At 59.0% G+C, this 13,707-nt stretch carries 9 protein-coding genes; 2 read left to right on the top strand and 7 right to left on the bottom strand.

Annotated elements, in window-relative coordinates; genetic code table 11:
- Window positions 1–57: 57 nt before the first annotated feature.
- From GH656_RS00580 to GH656_RS00550, 7 genes are all read right to left on the bottom strand, one after another.
- Window positions 58–3,657, bottom strand: coding sequence for an ImcF-related family protein (locus tag GH656_RS00580; RefSeq protein WP_153074107.1), 3,600 nt, complete (start codon window positions 3,655–3,657; stop codon window positions 58–60).
- Entirely contained in the window at window positions 3,654–4,796 is a 1,143-nt protein-coding gene (locus tag GH656_RS00575) for a hypothetical protein (RefSeq protein WP_246184168.1), read from the bottom strand. The genes GH656_RS00580 and GH656_RS00575 overlap by 4 nt, the downstream gene beginning before the upstream one ends.
- 265 nt (window positions 4,797–5,061) lie before the next feature.
- Window positions 5,062–6,579, bottom strand: coding sequence for a T6SS phospholipase effector Tle1-like catalytic domain-containing protein (locus GH656_RS00570; RefSeq protein ID WP_343039006.1), 1,518 nt, complete (start codon window positions 6,577–6,579; stop codon window positions 5,062–5,064).
- Window positions 6,580–6,987: 408 nt separating this feature from the next.
- A complete protein-coding gene (locus GH656_RS00565; protein WP_153074104.1) occupies window positions 6,988–7,470 on the bottom strand; it encodes a DUF3304 domain-containing protein in 483 nt (160 codons plus the stop codon).
- Between the two features lie 26 nt (window positions 7,471–7,496).
- Entirely contained in the window at window positions 7,497–7,979 is a 483-nt protein-coding gene (locus tag GH656_RS00560) for a DUF3304 domain-containing protein (RefSeq protein ID WP_153074103.1), read from the bottom strand.
- Window positions 7,976–8,848 (bottom strand): DUF4123 domain-containing protein, encoded by an 873-nt coding sequence (locus GH656_RS00555; protein WP_217352208.1) that lies wholly within the window; start codon window positions 8,846–8,848, stop codon window positions 7,976–7,978. Before GH656_RS00555 ends, GH656_RS00560 begins: the two co-directional genes overlap by 4 nt.
- Before the next feature lie 7 nt (window positions 8,849–8,855).
- Entirely contained in the window at window positions 8,856–11,267 is a 2,412-nt protein-coding gene (locus GH656_RS00550) for a type VI secretion system Vgr family protein (protein ID WP_153074101.1), read from the bottom strand.
- A 252-nt stretch (window positions 11,268–11,519) separates the two neighbouring features.
- On the opposite strand from GH656_RS00550, the gene tssB reads away from it, so the two are divergent.
- Both tssB and tssC read left to right on the top strand, forming a co-directional pair.
- Window positions 11,520–12,026 carry a type VI secretion system contractile sheath small subunit gene (gene tssB, locus GH656_RS00545; RefSeq protein ID WP_153074100.1) on the top strand — a complete coding sequence of 169 codons (507 nt, stop codon included), beginning with the start codon at window positions 11,520–11,522 and terminating at the stop codon, window positions 12,024–12,026.
- A gap of 25 nt (window positions 12,027–12,051) precedes the next feature.
- The gene (gene tssC / locus GH656_RS00540; RefSeq protein WP_153074099.1) at window positions 12,052–13,617 is read left to right on the top strand and encodes a type VI secretion system contractile sheath large subunit; all 1,566 of its coding nucleotides are present in this window, start codon (window positions 12,052–12,054) and stop codon (window positions 13,615–13,617) included.
- Window positions 13,618–13,707: the final 90 nt, after the last annotated feature.

Genomic DNA, 13,707 nt, shown 5'->3' with positions numbered 1-13,707 from the left:
GGGTGGGTGAGCAGATCGCATTGCGTGCTAGAGGTTTTCAAAGATCGTCAAAGGTCTTCAAAGGTCTTCAGGCAGCGGCACCACCGCATGGCGGGCCGCTTCCAGTGCGGCTTGTGGCAACGGTGGCAACGGTGGCCGCGTATTACTGCGAGCGGTTTGCCGCGTGCCCGCCGGAGCCTTCCCGCCCGGCTCTATAAAAATCCGCTGCGGCAACACGAAGCCCCTTAGCGCCAGCAGTTCAAGCGGGCCCTGACCTGCCTCAGTACGCATCTGGTAACGGACCGGATACGTCAGCACTTCCGGTGCAGCCGCGCGCGGGCCATGCGCGGTCAGGCTCTGTGGATCAGGTTCATTCGCCTGCTCCGCCTGCTGTTGCGTTGCGCTGGTTTCAACACCAGACGATGCCGATTTGGTATCCCAGGTATCAGGCCGAGCCTGCCAGGTCAGTTGCGTGAGCGCGCCGTCGAGCGGCTCCACCTCCGCCTGCTCCAGCATCCTTATCAATCCCCAGCGTCCGCTGAACTCGAAGTGTTTGTTCGTGCCCGCCTGCGCTGTCTGCCATTGCAGCCGGGTGCCGGTAGCCTGCGGGTCGTTTGACGGCCACGCCATCGTCTGCCAGGTCTCGCGCTGGTTGTAGTAATGCAGCTTCTGGCCATCAAGCGTCAGCACGGTATCGGTAATGCCCGGCGTCGGCACCGGCTTGAGTTCGAAACGGTAATGCGCCTCGCCACTGGCCAGCAGCGGGCCCGCGAGGCGTTGCAGCGTGTTCACTGCGCGCAGGAACGCCGGGTCGAACGCCAGCGCCTGGCTGTCGCGCGCGACTGGCATCCAGCGGTCGCCCTGCAGTTCCAGCACACCTGCGAGCTGCGTGCCGAGGAACGCTGGAATCAGCCCGCCATCACGCCGCAGAAAGCGCGTGAGTTCGGCCACTGACGCATCATTCCGGGTGCCAGCGAATGGATAGCGCCCGGCGAACGCGCGCTGCCACGTGATGCCGATGGTTTGCTGCCACGCATCGTTCAGGCTGGCCTGCGCTGGTTGCAGCACGGTGCGCGTAGCCTGGGAAACCGGCCGCACGAACAGCGTGTCGCCCAGGCCCGCCCACTGCGCGCCGAGGCTCGCGGCCACGAGTTGCGCGTAGGCCTGGGTGTCGGCCAGCGTCGAGCCCTTGCCCTGAAACAGCGCCTGCGCCATCTGCCGGGCCTGGGTATCGGCGTCGGGGCTGTCGCTGATTTGCTGCAGTTTCAGGCGCAGCGTGGTCACGCGTTCCATGAAGCGCTGCAGGCTCAGGTCGCTTTGCATCGTTGTCGCGGGATCCGCGGCCACCAGTTGCCGCACCGGGCCAAAGGAGGCCGCGAGCGGGCCTGCCGCCATCGGCTTGAACGTATCCGGGGCGGCCGTTTTTTTAGCGAAGACGGTTTGCGCCTTGCTCACCAGTGTGTCGGAGAGCGAATCCTGCAATATCCCCGCCCGGCCCTGCCAGTCGAGCGATTTCATCAACGCGAGCACCGGCGACTGGCGGGCGTCGGCCATTTGCGTGAGCTGCTCGATGGCACTGGGCAGGGTCGGCGCGGGCGCCCATTGCAGCGTGTTCATGAAACGCTGCCAGTGGCTGGCGTAGTCGCTGAAATAGCGCTGTGTCAGCGCGGTTTTAAGAGCATCGGCAGTGGGTGCGGAGGGTGCGTGGGTCTGCGGCGTAGTGCCCGTTAGCACCCAGTCGTGGGCGATGTCGTTGCGTTGCGCGGCTTCGTCAATGGCTGAGGATAACGTTCCTTCGTAAGCCTGACGCGTGAACGCACCCGGCACACTCGCCGTGCTGCGCAGCAATCCACGGGTATCGGTGCCTGCGCTCAGCGAGGCCAGCGTCTGGTCCGGGTACTTGTTGCCGAGGCTCTGCAGCAAGCGCTGGTAGATCGTGTCTTCGCTGTTCTTCACACCAGTGACCGCGAGCAACGTTTGCCGCGCTGCGTTGACGATCTCGGGGCGCGGAGTAATACGCCACGGTTCATGCGCAGGCAGACGTTGTGCGTAAAAGCGCAACAGGCGCTCGGACAGATCGAATTTTTCGCCGGAGCTCAGGCTGGCCGAAGTGCTCCAGTGCTGAACCAGTTGCGGGGTGAGGAAGGCGGCGTCAGCACGTTGTGGTTCGGCCAGCATCAGGTAGGTTTTAAGCGTGGCGTGGCCGTTGAGGGCGAGGCGGTTCGCCGGCTCATCGACTTGCGTGTCGACTTGCGTGGCCGGCATCTGGCCGAGATCGGCCAGCGTGGCTTCAAGGTTCTGCTGCACTGGCTGCACGAGCAGACGCTGGCTGGCCTGCTGGTAACGCGGCCATAGCGCGGCGAGAATCTCGCGGTCGCGGTTCAGGCCGAAGCGACGCAATAGGGGCGTGTGCTGCTGCGTGCGGGCTTCGAGATCGCTGATCTGCTGTTGCAAGGTGAGCAACGCGCGAAGTTGTGCGGCGGTATCGGGGGCAGTGGCTAGCGTTTGCGCGGCCTGACTAGCCTGATGCAGCTCGCGCGCGTTTGACAGGCCGGAGACCAGCATGCCGGTGGTCCACAGGCTGATGACGCTGCATGCGGTGATGGCGCACACCGTCACCGGATGCCAGCCGGTGCGCTGGCCACGTGTACGGCGCGCGATATCGGCCAGGTGGGACCAGAGTGGGAGGTCGAGGCTGGTGGTTTCTGCCCCTGCTGTGGGGTACGGCGCGAAGAATGCACCGCCCGGGCGGGTGGTGCGGCGCTGATGCAGCGTGAGCGAGGTGAGCCATTGCGCCAGCGGGTGACTGCGGCTGTCGAGCTGCTTCGACAGCGTGGCTTGATAAAGGTCGCTGCGATTAAGGCCGATCTGTTTGACGCTGCGGCTGCCGAGGCGGGTGCGCAGGTCGAGTAGTTGCGCTTCGATCGTGGCGGCGTCGGCGTGGCGCGGGAAGGTGCAGCCAATCACCGGGGTGTGGCCATGGGCCGGTGCGTCGGTGTGCGCGACGTCGAGCAGGTAGACCGGGGCGGACCAGCGTAGCGTTTGCGCGATGCGGGCGAGGGTTAGGTGGTGTGGGTTTGGGTTGTATCTGTTGTGTGAGGTGGTGGGTAGTTCGGCTTCTCCGTTAATAGTTAGGATGACTGCGTCTATTGGGCGACGGCGGCGTAGCTTGTAGAGCTGCCTGAGCCAGGCTTCGTCGGGCTGACCGTTGGCGTGGCTGGGATGCCAGAGCAACACGGCGTCAGCGGTGATGAGCCAGTTTTGTGCGGCGAGATCGGGGAGCAGGCGGGTGATGGCTGTAACGTCGCCAGTGAGCAAAAGCCAGGGGCGACGGTAGCGCCAGAAGAAGCCGTGCTGGGTGTGCAAGGCGAGGCGGAGGCTGGCATAGCGCTGCGAGGCGAGATTAATCTCTGGTGTCTGGATCATGCCCACACGCGCGGATGGATCGCGCCGGTAGCGCCCGCTTTCGGTTTTTGGAGCCCGCCGCGCGACGAACCGCCATGCAGCGGTGACGGGACCGCGCAACAGCATCAGCAAGGCACCCGCCAGCAGCACAACAGTGACCCGGTGCCACGGCGACTGGTCCAGGCTTGTACCCTTGAACCAGGCGATGACTGCTACGCCAACGGTCGCTGCACTTACGACCAGCCAGTATCCGGGAATGGCACGTTGCTTCATGTCTTGAGGTCCTTGTGGCTGGCTGGTGTCGCGGGTTGGGCGATGGCCAGCCGGAGCGTTCCTTCCCGGCATGCGATGAGTTGCGGCGTGCTGCTTTGTGCAGCATGTTCCAGCGCCAGGGCGCAGGCCAGCCAGCCTGACGCAACGCCGGGATGGCCCAGCGCCGCGTCAATGTCGTGAATGCCTGACAGGGCTTCGGTTTGGGATACGCCGAAGGCAAGGTTCGATGCACCTTGCACGAGTGCGGACTTGTCGTGCGGTTCCAGACCGGCTTGCCATAGGTGATTGACTTCGGGTGCGGTGACATCGCCCCAGAGCAGCGTGGTGGCCAGCGCATCGTCAAGGGCGTTGGTTGTTGCTTCAACCGGGCGGTGCAAGCGTGCGAGCGGTTGCAGGCCGTGACGCTCCGCGAGCGGTGCCCAGTTGAGTAGCAAGGCCACGGCGGCTTCGGTGCTATTTTGAGGTGGGGTGTCGTGCAGTTGTACCGAGACGATGAGGGTGAATTTCTCCAGAGCCGGGCCTCCCTGGATGTCCAGCCAAGTGTCGACGGACATCAGGCCGGTAGTAGGAGACAGGAGGGTAGCGGGGGCGGGGCGATAACCGAATGTCTGCCAGCAGATTTGCCATAGGGCCAGCAGAGTGCTTTGATGTTTATCGGCGGAGATCTGTAGCTGGACATCCAGTGGCACATGCTGGGGTATCGTTTCAAGCGACGCATGCATCTGGCTCAACAGCTTGATAAAGCAATCGCTATAACGCTCCCGCACGTCAGCACCTAAAAATGCCAATGCGGTATGGCGGATGGAATGACCGCCTGACAAAGGCTTTTGCGTATTCAGGGTCATCGCTTGCTGTGTCATGCCATAGGCCGCGCCCGGGCCCAGGGCGCAAAGATAGACGCTGCTTAACACAGCGAGCGGTTCACTCGCAAAGCGGATGGTTTCTGCACGATCCTGTTCTCGTGTCTCGGCTTCCGCTTGAAGTCGTGCTGTTTCATCGTCGTAGTAATGCAGGCGTAAGCCAAATGCGACGCACCATGCGAGCCCTGGAAAAACCAGCAGGCAAATCCAGAACCAGGCGGAGCCTGTTGGTGTTGTTTTTGGCCAGATGAGTAATGTGCTTATGACACCCGTCAGCATAAAAACGACAAGCAGGGCAAGCCATATGATCATGTGTGGCGGTGAGGGTGCCGCATCGCTCGACGTAATAACAGGCAGTTTTACCGGCATGACGTGTTACGCCGCAAACAGCATGAACAGGCGGCTGCGCATGGCAAGACACCGGTGAGCGGCCACAGGCATATCAACTGGTGCTTTCGCTGGCTTTGCCAATAAAGCGATGATGGCCTTGCCGACGTAGCAGGTTGTATGGCCGGGTCGTCTCAGGTGGATCACGACGGCGTCCTCAATGTGAGAAGAAAGGGTCGTCGCCGAAGGCATGGTCTGAGGCGCGATGCAGCAGTTCCTTGTTGAGTGCCGGGCTTGCATCCTGGATCAACTGCAGGTTGTCCTGGCTACGGGCGTTTGCTTTGGCAACCCGTCTGGCTGCGGCCTGTGCCAGATCATTCACTTTCTTGATGGTTTGTGTCGCGGATTGCGTGGCGCGATCTAGTAACCCAGTGGGCCGGTGAAACACGGTCCGAAAGCGGAAATAGCCGTCGGTAAGACGGCGGGGTTCCATCGCACCAGCCACCTGAAACGCGCAACGCGAATCGTGAATATAGTCATCCATCAATCTGCGTACTGCTGGTGGCGGATCGGCTTGCTGGTCGAGCGCTGCCAGCAAATGCCGTGTCACATGTTTAACAGGCTGGCTGAAATCATCCAGAAAGACCCGGGAGGCGAGCGTGCCGGCAGGATTTAGCCGAAGGCCCCAATCGGCCTGCCGCTCATGGTTGGTTGACAGGCGCAGGCGCAATGCCCGCTCGTGATCGGCAAAATCCTGCACGCCTTCGGCCAGCTCTTTCTGGTCTTTGGCGAGGGTGGCTTCCTTGTAAAACCGGCGAGTGGCCAGTTGTTGTCCTGCTTGAAGCAGGCCACGTCGCCATTTCAGGTATTGCAGCGTGTGCGCTTGTAATACAGCCTGCACGGCTGTTTCGCCCGAGGTAGTGCTGCTGATGCCGCAGGTGCGGTAGAAGTCATTGACTGCCGTAGCCAGCGCAGGTGGGCAGTCAAAGTCTGTGGCAAGGTCAGAACGTTGTTTGATTTCTTCGGAACTACGCAATGGCACACCCGCTTTGATCGCTTCGTAGTGCATGTCGATCAATGGCACCTGCGATAACTGCGGCGAGTGACCCCAGCCTGGCATCGCCTTGCCCTGTTCGCCAGGCTGATAGCCACCGCCAACATCCGAATGCATACCCGGATAGGCGACATGTTTGATCTGCGGTGCCATTTCCAGCGGAAAACTGGCGCGCTGCTCATGCAGTGCAATGAAATGCACACATTGCTCCACCGCAGGGCTGATGCCCATATTGCCGTCGGCCCAGTCCATATGCCCGTCGAAGCCCGGCACGATGTCAGGCACGCCGACGGAAGCCACGGTATCGAACAGACCCATGAAATAGAGCCGCACTGGCACACCGGCTAGCGTGTAGCCGCCATCGTGCGGCTGGAGCAAGGCGAACAGCCAGTTGGCAAAGGCACGTGCGATAGCCGCGCCGCGAGAAAAACCGAACACGGCCAGATTGATCTGCGTCACCTTGCGCTGGTGGCTTTTGATGACAGCTTCCAGTTTTTCTGTCCACGCGCGGAGCACCATGTTCCGGTAGGGCGTTTCAAACCCCAGGCTGCCGAGACGCTGGCTGGCATGGTTGACAATGGTTTGGGCGTGTTCACCTTCGAGCAACATGGTGCCGGTGAGATAGGCATGCACTGAATTCAGCACCTGGACAATGCCCCAGTTGATACGGTCGGCTCCCATGTAACCATTACCAAGGCTCAATTTTGTGCTTATCCAATTGCCGCTATCACCGATTTTGTCAAAGGGCGTTCCGATTCCCGGGATGTAATGAGAAAAGAAACCATGCCTGGAAACCCCGTTCTGGGAATCGTCAATTCTGGCGTTATACAGTCGGGCCACATTACTGTGCTTGTTAGCAATCCTTTGGGTGATGCCGCCGAGTTCCGGATCAATCCAGTCCTGGCTATTCCCCGTGCCGTCAAAGAACAGGCTCACATGTACTTGTCCCTGACATTGGGCGCTGTTCCTGTCCTGAATACAGGTCATGGCACGGGCACGCTGGAATATTTCGCGTGGTGTGAGGCGGCGCATGCCATCAGTGGGTATCGGTGCGGGTGAGGTTACGTGGTATGTCATCTTGCCTTCCTATTACATTTTTGCTTCATCGCCCTTCAACGGATAGTCCGGATGCCATGACATGAGCATGGTCACAAACACCTTGACCTGCCCATTGCGCAGAAAATGTACGGCCAGCATGCCGCCGTCATGGGGCCCATACCGGGGGACTACCACCGTGCGCTGCTGAGGCTCACCAACCTCCAGGCCGCTCCAGCCTACTTTCACCGTCATGCCGGGCTTGTACTGTTTGGGCAAGGCAATGCAGCAGGTGAAATTGCCGCCGCCTTCATGCTTACCGAGATAGGGGCCGCCCGAATCATTGACATAAAACGCACCGATGTCGCGGTTGGTATGGTTGTACCCAACGACACTCAGCGGCATCGTGTCATTGCCTGAACAAGCGGCGATGGATGGGCATAGCGCGACAAGCACAAACCACAGGAAATACCGCTGCAAGCGGTGGAGATATGCCAAGGGACCCGGCGAATGATGAGCAGTGGGGTTGTGGTTCATGTTCAGGTTTCTTCCTTGCCTTCCTATTACATTTTTGCTTCATCGCCCTTCAACGGATAGTCCGGATGCCATGACATGAGCATGGTCACAAACACCTTGACCTGCCCATTGCGCAGAAAATGTACGGCCAGCATGCCGCCGTCATGGGGCCCATATGGGGGGACTACCACCGTGCGCTGCTGAGGCTCACCAATCTCCAGGCCACTCCAGCCTACTTTCACCGTCATGCCGGGCTTGTACTGTTTGGGCAAGGCAATGCAGCAGGTGAATTTACCGCCGCCTTCATGCTTACCGAGATAGGGGCCGCCCGAATCATTGACATAAAACGCACCGATGTCGCGGTTGGTATGGTTGTACCCAACGACACTCAGCGGCATCGTGTCATTGCCTGAACAAGCGGCGATGGATGGGCATAGCGCGACAAGCACAAACCACAGGAAATACCGCTGCAAGCGGCGGAGATATGCCAAGGGACCCGGCGAATGATGCGCAGTGGGGTTGTGGTTCATGTGCAGGTTTCTTCCTGGTGAGTAGCATTAGCCCATAGAGGCTGGCCTATTTCCCACACGTTATCGGGCAAGCTGTCTAGCCATGGCGAGAATGGTTGTGGATGTTGGTCTGCGGGCTTGGCCAGACGATGCTTGACATCGGGATGTTCGATAAAGCGCCCGGATGTCTGCAATGCCAGTAGCACGTACAGCAGATGATCGTCGGATGCACTTAACCCATGCTGGTAGGCGGCTTGCCACTGCTCACTGACAAAGGGGTGGAGCGTGGTGTACGGAATGCGTTTGATGTCATCGGGCATGAGTTTTCGCAGCTGTGCAATCAATGCGTCAGGCTCGTTGGCAGCGAATAGTGCCGAACTCTGCGTGTGGTCTAGCTCAAGTGGCAGCTCCATAGACGCTGGTGTGCTATGACTGGTGACGGGAATATCGAGCTGCTGGTATTCGCCATAACGGTCGAAATATCCCCATGCCGTTACCGGCTCCATGAAGCCATGTCGTTGATCGTCATGTAGCACGTCAAGCCAGGTTGGCAGGATGCGCGTGTCGTACCAGCGCATCACCATCATGCGGCCATGCGGCATGGTGACCAGATGAAATTGACTGAAATGTTCTGCCAGCTGCTTTAAAGATGACGATGCCTCAAGACGATGCACGCACGGTTTGAGTTTGCCCAGACGCGTTGCTTCGGTCATCACGCGCTGACTTGCCTCATGGTCTTCGCTTACGTCGATCAGTAATGGTGCGATATCCATCAAGGAGGCTTCGGCGTGCCCATGAAAAAGTGATTGATACCGCATACCCCACCGGTCCAGTTTCTGGTGGAAACGCATGTGATGACTGGAGTCAACCAGTACATAGTGGAAAGTCATAGCGGGCCTATTTAACATAGACACCTGGAGCACCGTTTCGCATGGCGTCGATCAGGCAACTTTTGCACGTGGTCCGGGGAAACTGGAGCAGCGGAATGCTCATCGAAGCCGCCCCCTGCTTGCCCCACGCCGCGCACTTCTCAACGATATCGCCCGATGTGCCGTTCTCAATCCTGTTGCCATTGATCTTGATGTACGACCCATCCGCGCCAATCCACACTTCCTTTTTCGCCGACAGAACCAGTTTTCCATCGGTACTGGTAATCGTGATGTCCTTGAGCGCGGCCAGTGCCATTTCATCGCTCTGCGCTTGAATTTCCACCTTGCCTGTCGCCGCAAACAGTTTCATCCCCAGCCGGTGCGCGAACAGCGACACGGCTTCGCCCGCCGCGACCGTAAAGCGTTTCACCACGCTGATATCCGCACTACTGCCAGCGGTGGCGATCAGGTTTTCTGCTGCGCTCAGTTGCAGGTGCTGGCCCGAGGTCAGCGCAATGCCCGCTGGGGCGCTGGCCAGTATTCCGGCTTGTTTGAGTGCGGTGAGCGTGTCATCAAACAACGCTTTTTGTTTGCCGTAATCGGCTGCAATCGCCTGCGCGGCTTGAGCGGCTTTGGCTAATGCTTCACTCTGCTGCAAGGCTTGCTGGAGCAGGCTGTGCGCTTCCTGCATATCCAGTTGCGGCCCCTGCGCCCTCACCTGCGCATCGGCTGAAATAAACAACCCTTTCCCCGCCCGAATCGCGCCATGCGCATCGGTACGCAGTTCAAACCCCTCACCGCGTTTCTCGCACCGTCCTTCTACCCGCTTGCCACTGACGATATGTCCGAGCGTGAGTTGACTCTTGCCCGAATGCTCCGTCGACAGCTTGACGTGCTCCTCGTCCTTCCAGTCTTCGAGCTGGATTTTGTTATCGCTGCGCGTGCGGATCACGTTGCGTGAGAACCAGCGCTCCTGGCTGGTCACCAAATCACCCTGAATACTGTTGTGATGAAACTGCGCGATGTACGGCTTGTTTGGATCACCGTCACGAAATGCCAGCACGGCTTCCGTGCCATCAATTACCGGGAAATGCATACCCGTCTGCAACGCACCTGCAAACGGTTTGGCCAGCCGCAGCGGCACGCTTTCGCCACCTGGGTTCCATGCATCGAAGTCGCAATCAAAGCGCACCACATAGCGCCCCTGCTGTGTCAGGTGCGCATATTTGTATTCGTTGGGTGAGGTCACACGGCCGCTGAGCGTGCCGCTGATTTTTGGCCAGACGTCATCCCTGATCTGCAGACGGAAACGCCGGTTAGAAGGAATCGCACGCCAGGTGTTGCGATAAGCGCGGTCGCGCGCGCCGCTATGCGTGACTTCGATGATGAGTTGTCCAGGCGGCGCAGGCCGCACCGGTTCTGGTTTGTTGCCATACACGTCAAACGGAGCTTCTGGCGTCTCGTCACGCAGCCACATCACCCGTCCAGGCCGCAGATCCAGCACGTTGCCTGCGCCCTCATGAAGCACCTGCCACGCTACCGCCGCTTCATGCCGCAGTTGCGCCTGCCACTTCGCACCAGGCTCGTCCAGGTGATGCGTGCCGTAGATATAGGGCTGGCCGTAAGTGGTGCTGTCGTCACGAGCCACGCTGGCTTCAGCGCTGAAACGTTCCCACGCGTTGTCAGGGTTGTAGTCCGCGACGCGAAACGATGACGGAACGATTTGCGTGTGCGTCTGCAACGCATGCACCGCTTCGATGCCAGCTTCGAGCCCGGCTGTTTCGCGGTATGGCACTTCCAGCCGGGGCTGATACACGTAGTGGTCGATGTCATCGCCAAACACCACGACATCGCCAAACTCGCCAGGCAGGATGTAGCAATAGATGCCCTCCTGCTCCATCAGCAAATGGATATACGCCCAGTCAGCGGTTTGATACTGAAAGCGGAACAGATGCTGCGGATACTTGCGCCGCAGCCGGAACTGAAACTGATGTCCTTTAAAACCATGCCTGCGCAGGATCGCTTCGATGATCTGTGGCGCGCTTTGATGCTGATAGATGCGGCTAGTGCGGGTCAGCCGAAGCCGCGCGATATGTGCTTCGACGACGATGCGGTAGGTGTGAATATCAGCGCTGCTGCTGAGCGCGGAGAAGCGGGTAATGCAGCCGGAGAACACGCGCGGTGAGCTGCCATCCTGCGGCGTGATGGAGAAAATGGCATCACGTCCAAGGTAATCGCTAACCGTCAGTGCATCGGGATGCGTGACGTTAATGTCAATGCGATAAGGGTCACCGATACGCTCTATGGCGTCGAATGACACGATGGAAAGGCCAGTGCCATTTCGAGTATTGGCCGGCCCCTTCACCTCCATAAAATACCGTTGCTGCCCCGTACGCACACTGGCCAGTGGCACATCGCGGCTTTGCTGCCATCGTTCCATCGGGCATCTCCTCCCTGTCATACATGCAACATGCATAACCATTGTCGTCATGACATTCGGACAGCGAAGATAACTGCATAAGGCAATAAAGTGAAAGTGTTTTTTGCCAAATAGTTAGCAAAACATAATTAAAACGAAAAATCCGATTTTTCTCATAGATTCTTATTGGTAAAAGATGATATTCAGTAGCACTTGGCAGATAAAGGCGGGCTAGCCAACAAGCAATTAACCTGTTTAAGGGAGACTAGGGGAATGAGCGAAAGCTTCCAGAATGAAGTGCCAAAAAGCCGGGTCAACATCAAGTTGGACCTGCATACCGGCGGTGCGCAAAAGAAGGTCGAATTACCTCTCAGGCTGCTAGCGCTAGGCGATTACAGCCACGGTCAGGATGACCGCCCGCTGGCTGCGCGGGCCAAGGTCGATATCAACAAGAACAACTTTGATGCGGTGCTGGCGGAGTTTCATCCGAAGGCGCGCATTGCCGTGGAAAACACGCTAACGGGCGATGGTTCCGAGTTGCCTGTCACGCTCGAATTCCAGTCGATAAGAGATTTCAACCCCGAGGTGGTGGCCAGCCGTGTGCCTGAATTGCGCGCCTTGATGGCCGCGCGCAATTTGCTGCGTGACCTCAAGTCGAATCTGCTCGATAACGCCACGTTTCGCCGTGAGCTAGAAAAAATTCTCCGTGATCCGGCGCTGTCCGGGCGGCTGCATGCCGACCTGAAAAGCATCGGCGGCAGCACTCCGTTACTGCGCTAACGGCTCTACCACTAGGAGAAAAATCATGGCAGAACACAAGACGAGCCCCGGTGAGGCTATCGAAGATACGGTCGTGCTGGAACAGGAGCGCCCTACGCACGATCTTCCGGCCGACAGCGTGTACGCATCGCTATGCGAAAAAATCAGCCTGACGCCGGTTACGCTCAGCCGTCCTTTTGAATCGTTCCAGCAGCCCGAGGCGCTGTCGGAGTCGTCGCCGGATGAGCGGCTGGGGCAGGCGCTGAATGTCTTCATGGACATGGTGCGTGCTTCATCGCAGCAGGTGGAGCGGCTGGATCGTAGCCTGCTCGATAGCCACATCGAACACCTCGACCAGCAGATCAGCCGTCAACTCGACGCGATCATGCATCACGAAACGTTTCAGCAGATCGAGTCCACCTGGCGCGGGCTGAAGTTTCTGGTGGATCGCACGGACTTCCGCAAGAACGTCAAAATCGACGTGCTCAATGTATCGAAAGATGCGCTGCGGCAGGACTTTGAAGACACGCCCGAAATCATCCAGAGCGGCCTGTATCGTCACACTTATATTCAGGAATACGACACGCCAGGTGGGGAGCCCATTGGTGCAGTTATTTCCGACTATGCGTTTGACCGCAGTGCGCAGGACGTTGCACTACTGCGTAACATCGCCAAGGTTTCCGCGTCGGCGCACATGCCGTTCATTGGTTCGGTCTCGCCGCAGTTTTTCGGCAAGGAGACGATGGAGGAGGTTGCCAGCATCCGCGATATCGGCAATTACTTCGACCGCGCTGAATACTTGAAGTGGAAGAGCTTCCGCGATTCAGACGATGCGCGCTATATCGGCCTGACATTGCCGCGCTTTCTCGCGCGCTTGCCGTATGGCTCCGACACGGTGCCTGTGCGTGCATTCAACTACGCCGAGCAGGTGAAAGGCCCGGATCACCAGCGCTACTTGTGGGCCAATGCGTCTTTCGCGTTTGCCGCGAACATGGTGAAGAGCTTTGTTAAAAACGGCTGGTGCGTGCAGATTCGTGGGCCGCAGGCGGGTGGCCTAGTGGAGGATTTGCCGATTCATCTATACGACCTTGGCACCGGTAATCAGGCGAAGATTCCCAGCGAGGTGTTGATTCCCGAGACGCGTGAGTTTGAATTCGCCAGTCTCGGCTTTATTCCGCTGTCGTATTACAAGAACCACGATTTCGCCTGTTTCTTCTCGGCCCATTCGGCGCAAAAGCCGGTGCTATACGACACCGCGCAGGCGAGTGCGAACAGCAGGGTCAATGCGCGGCTGCCGTATATCTTTTTGCTGTCGCGGATCGCGCATTACCTGAAGCTGATCCAGCGCGAGAACATCGGCGCGACGAAAGACCGCCGCCTGCTGGAGCTGGAACTGAACACCTGGATCAGGACGCTGGTCACTGAAATGACCGATCCGGGCGATGACTTGCAGGCCTCGCATCCACTGCGCGAAGCGCGGGTGACGGTGGAGGACATCGAGGACAACCCGGGCTTCTTCCGTATCCGCCTGTTCATCGTGCCGCACTTCCAGATTGAGGGGATGGATATTAATCTGTCTCTCGTCTCGCAGATGCCGAAGGCCAAAAACTAAACGCGACGCAGCGCATCTTCGTCTCACTGCCGCATGGCGTGCCCTGTCGCGCCGTGCGGTACGTATTCCCTGAGAAGGCGCAGCCTTCGA

The sequence above is a fragment of the Paraburkholderia bonniea genome (assembly GCF_009455625.1).
In the GTDB taxonomy this organism is placed as follows: Bacteria; Pseudomonadota; Gammaproteobacteria; order Burkholderiales; family Burkholderiaceae; genus Paraburkholderia; species Paraburkholderia bonniea.
This window is presented reverse-complemented; position numbering and strand designations above follow the sequence as displayed.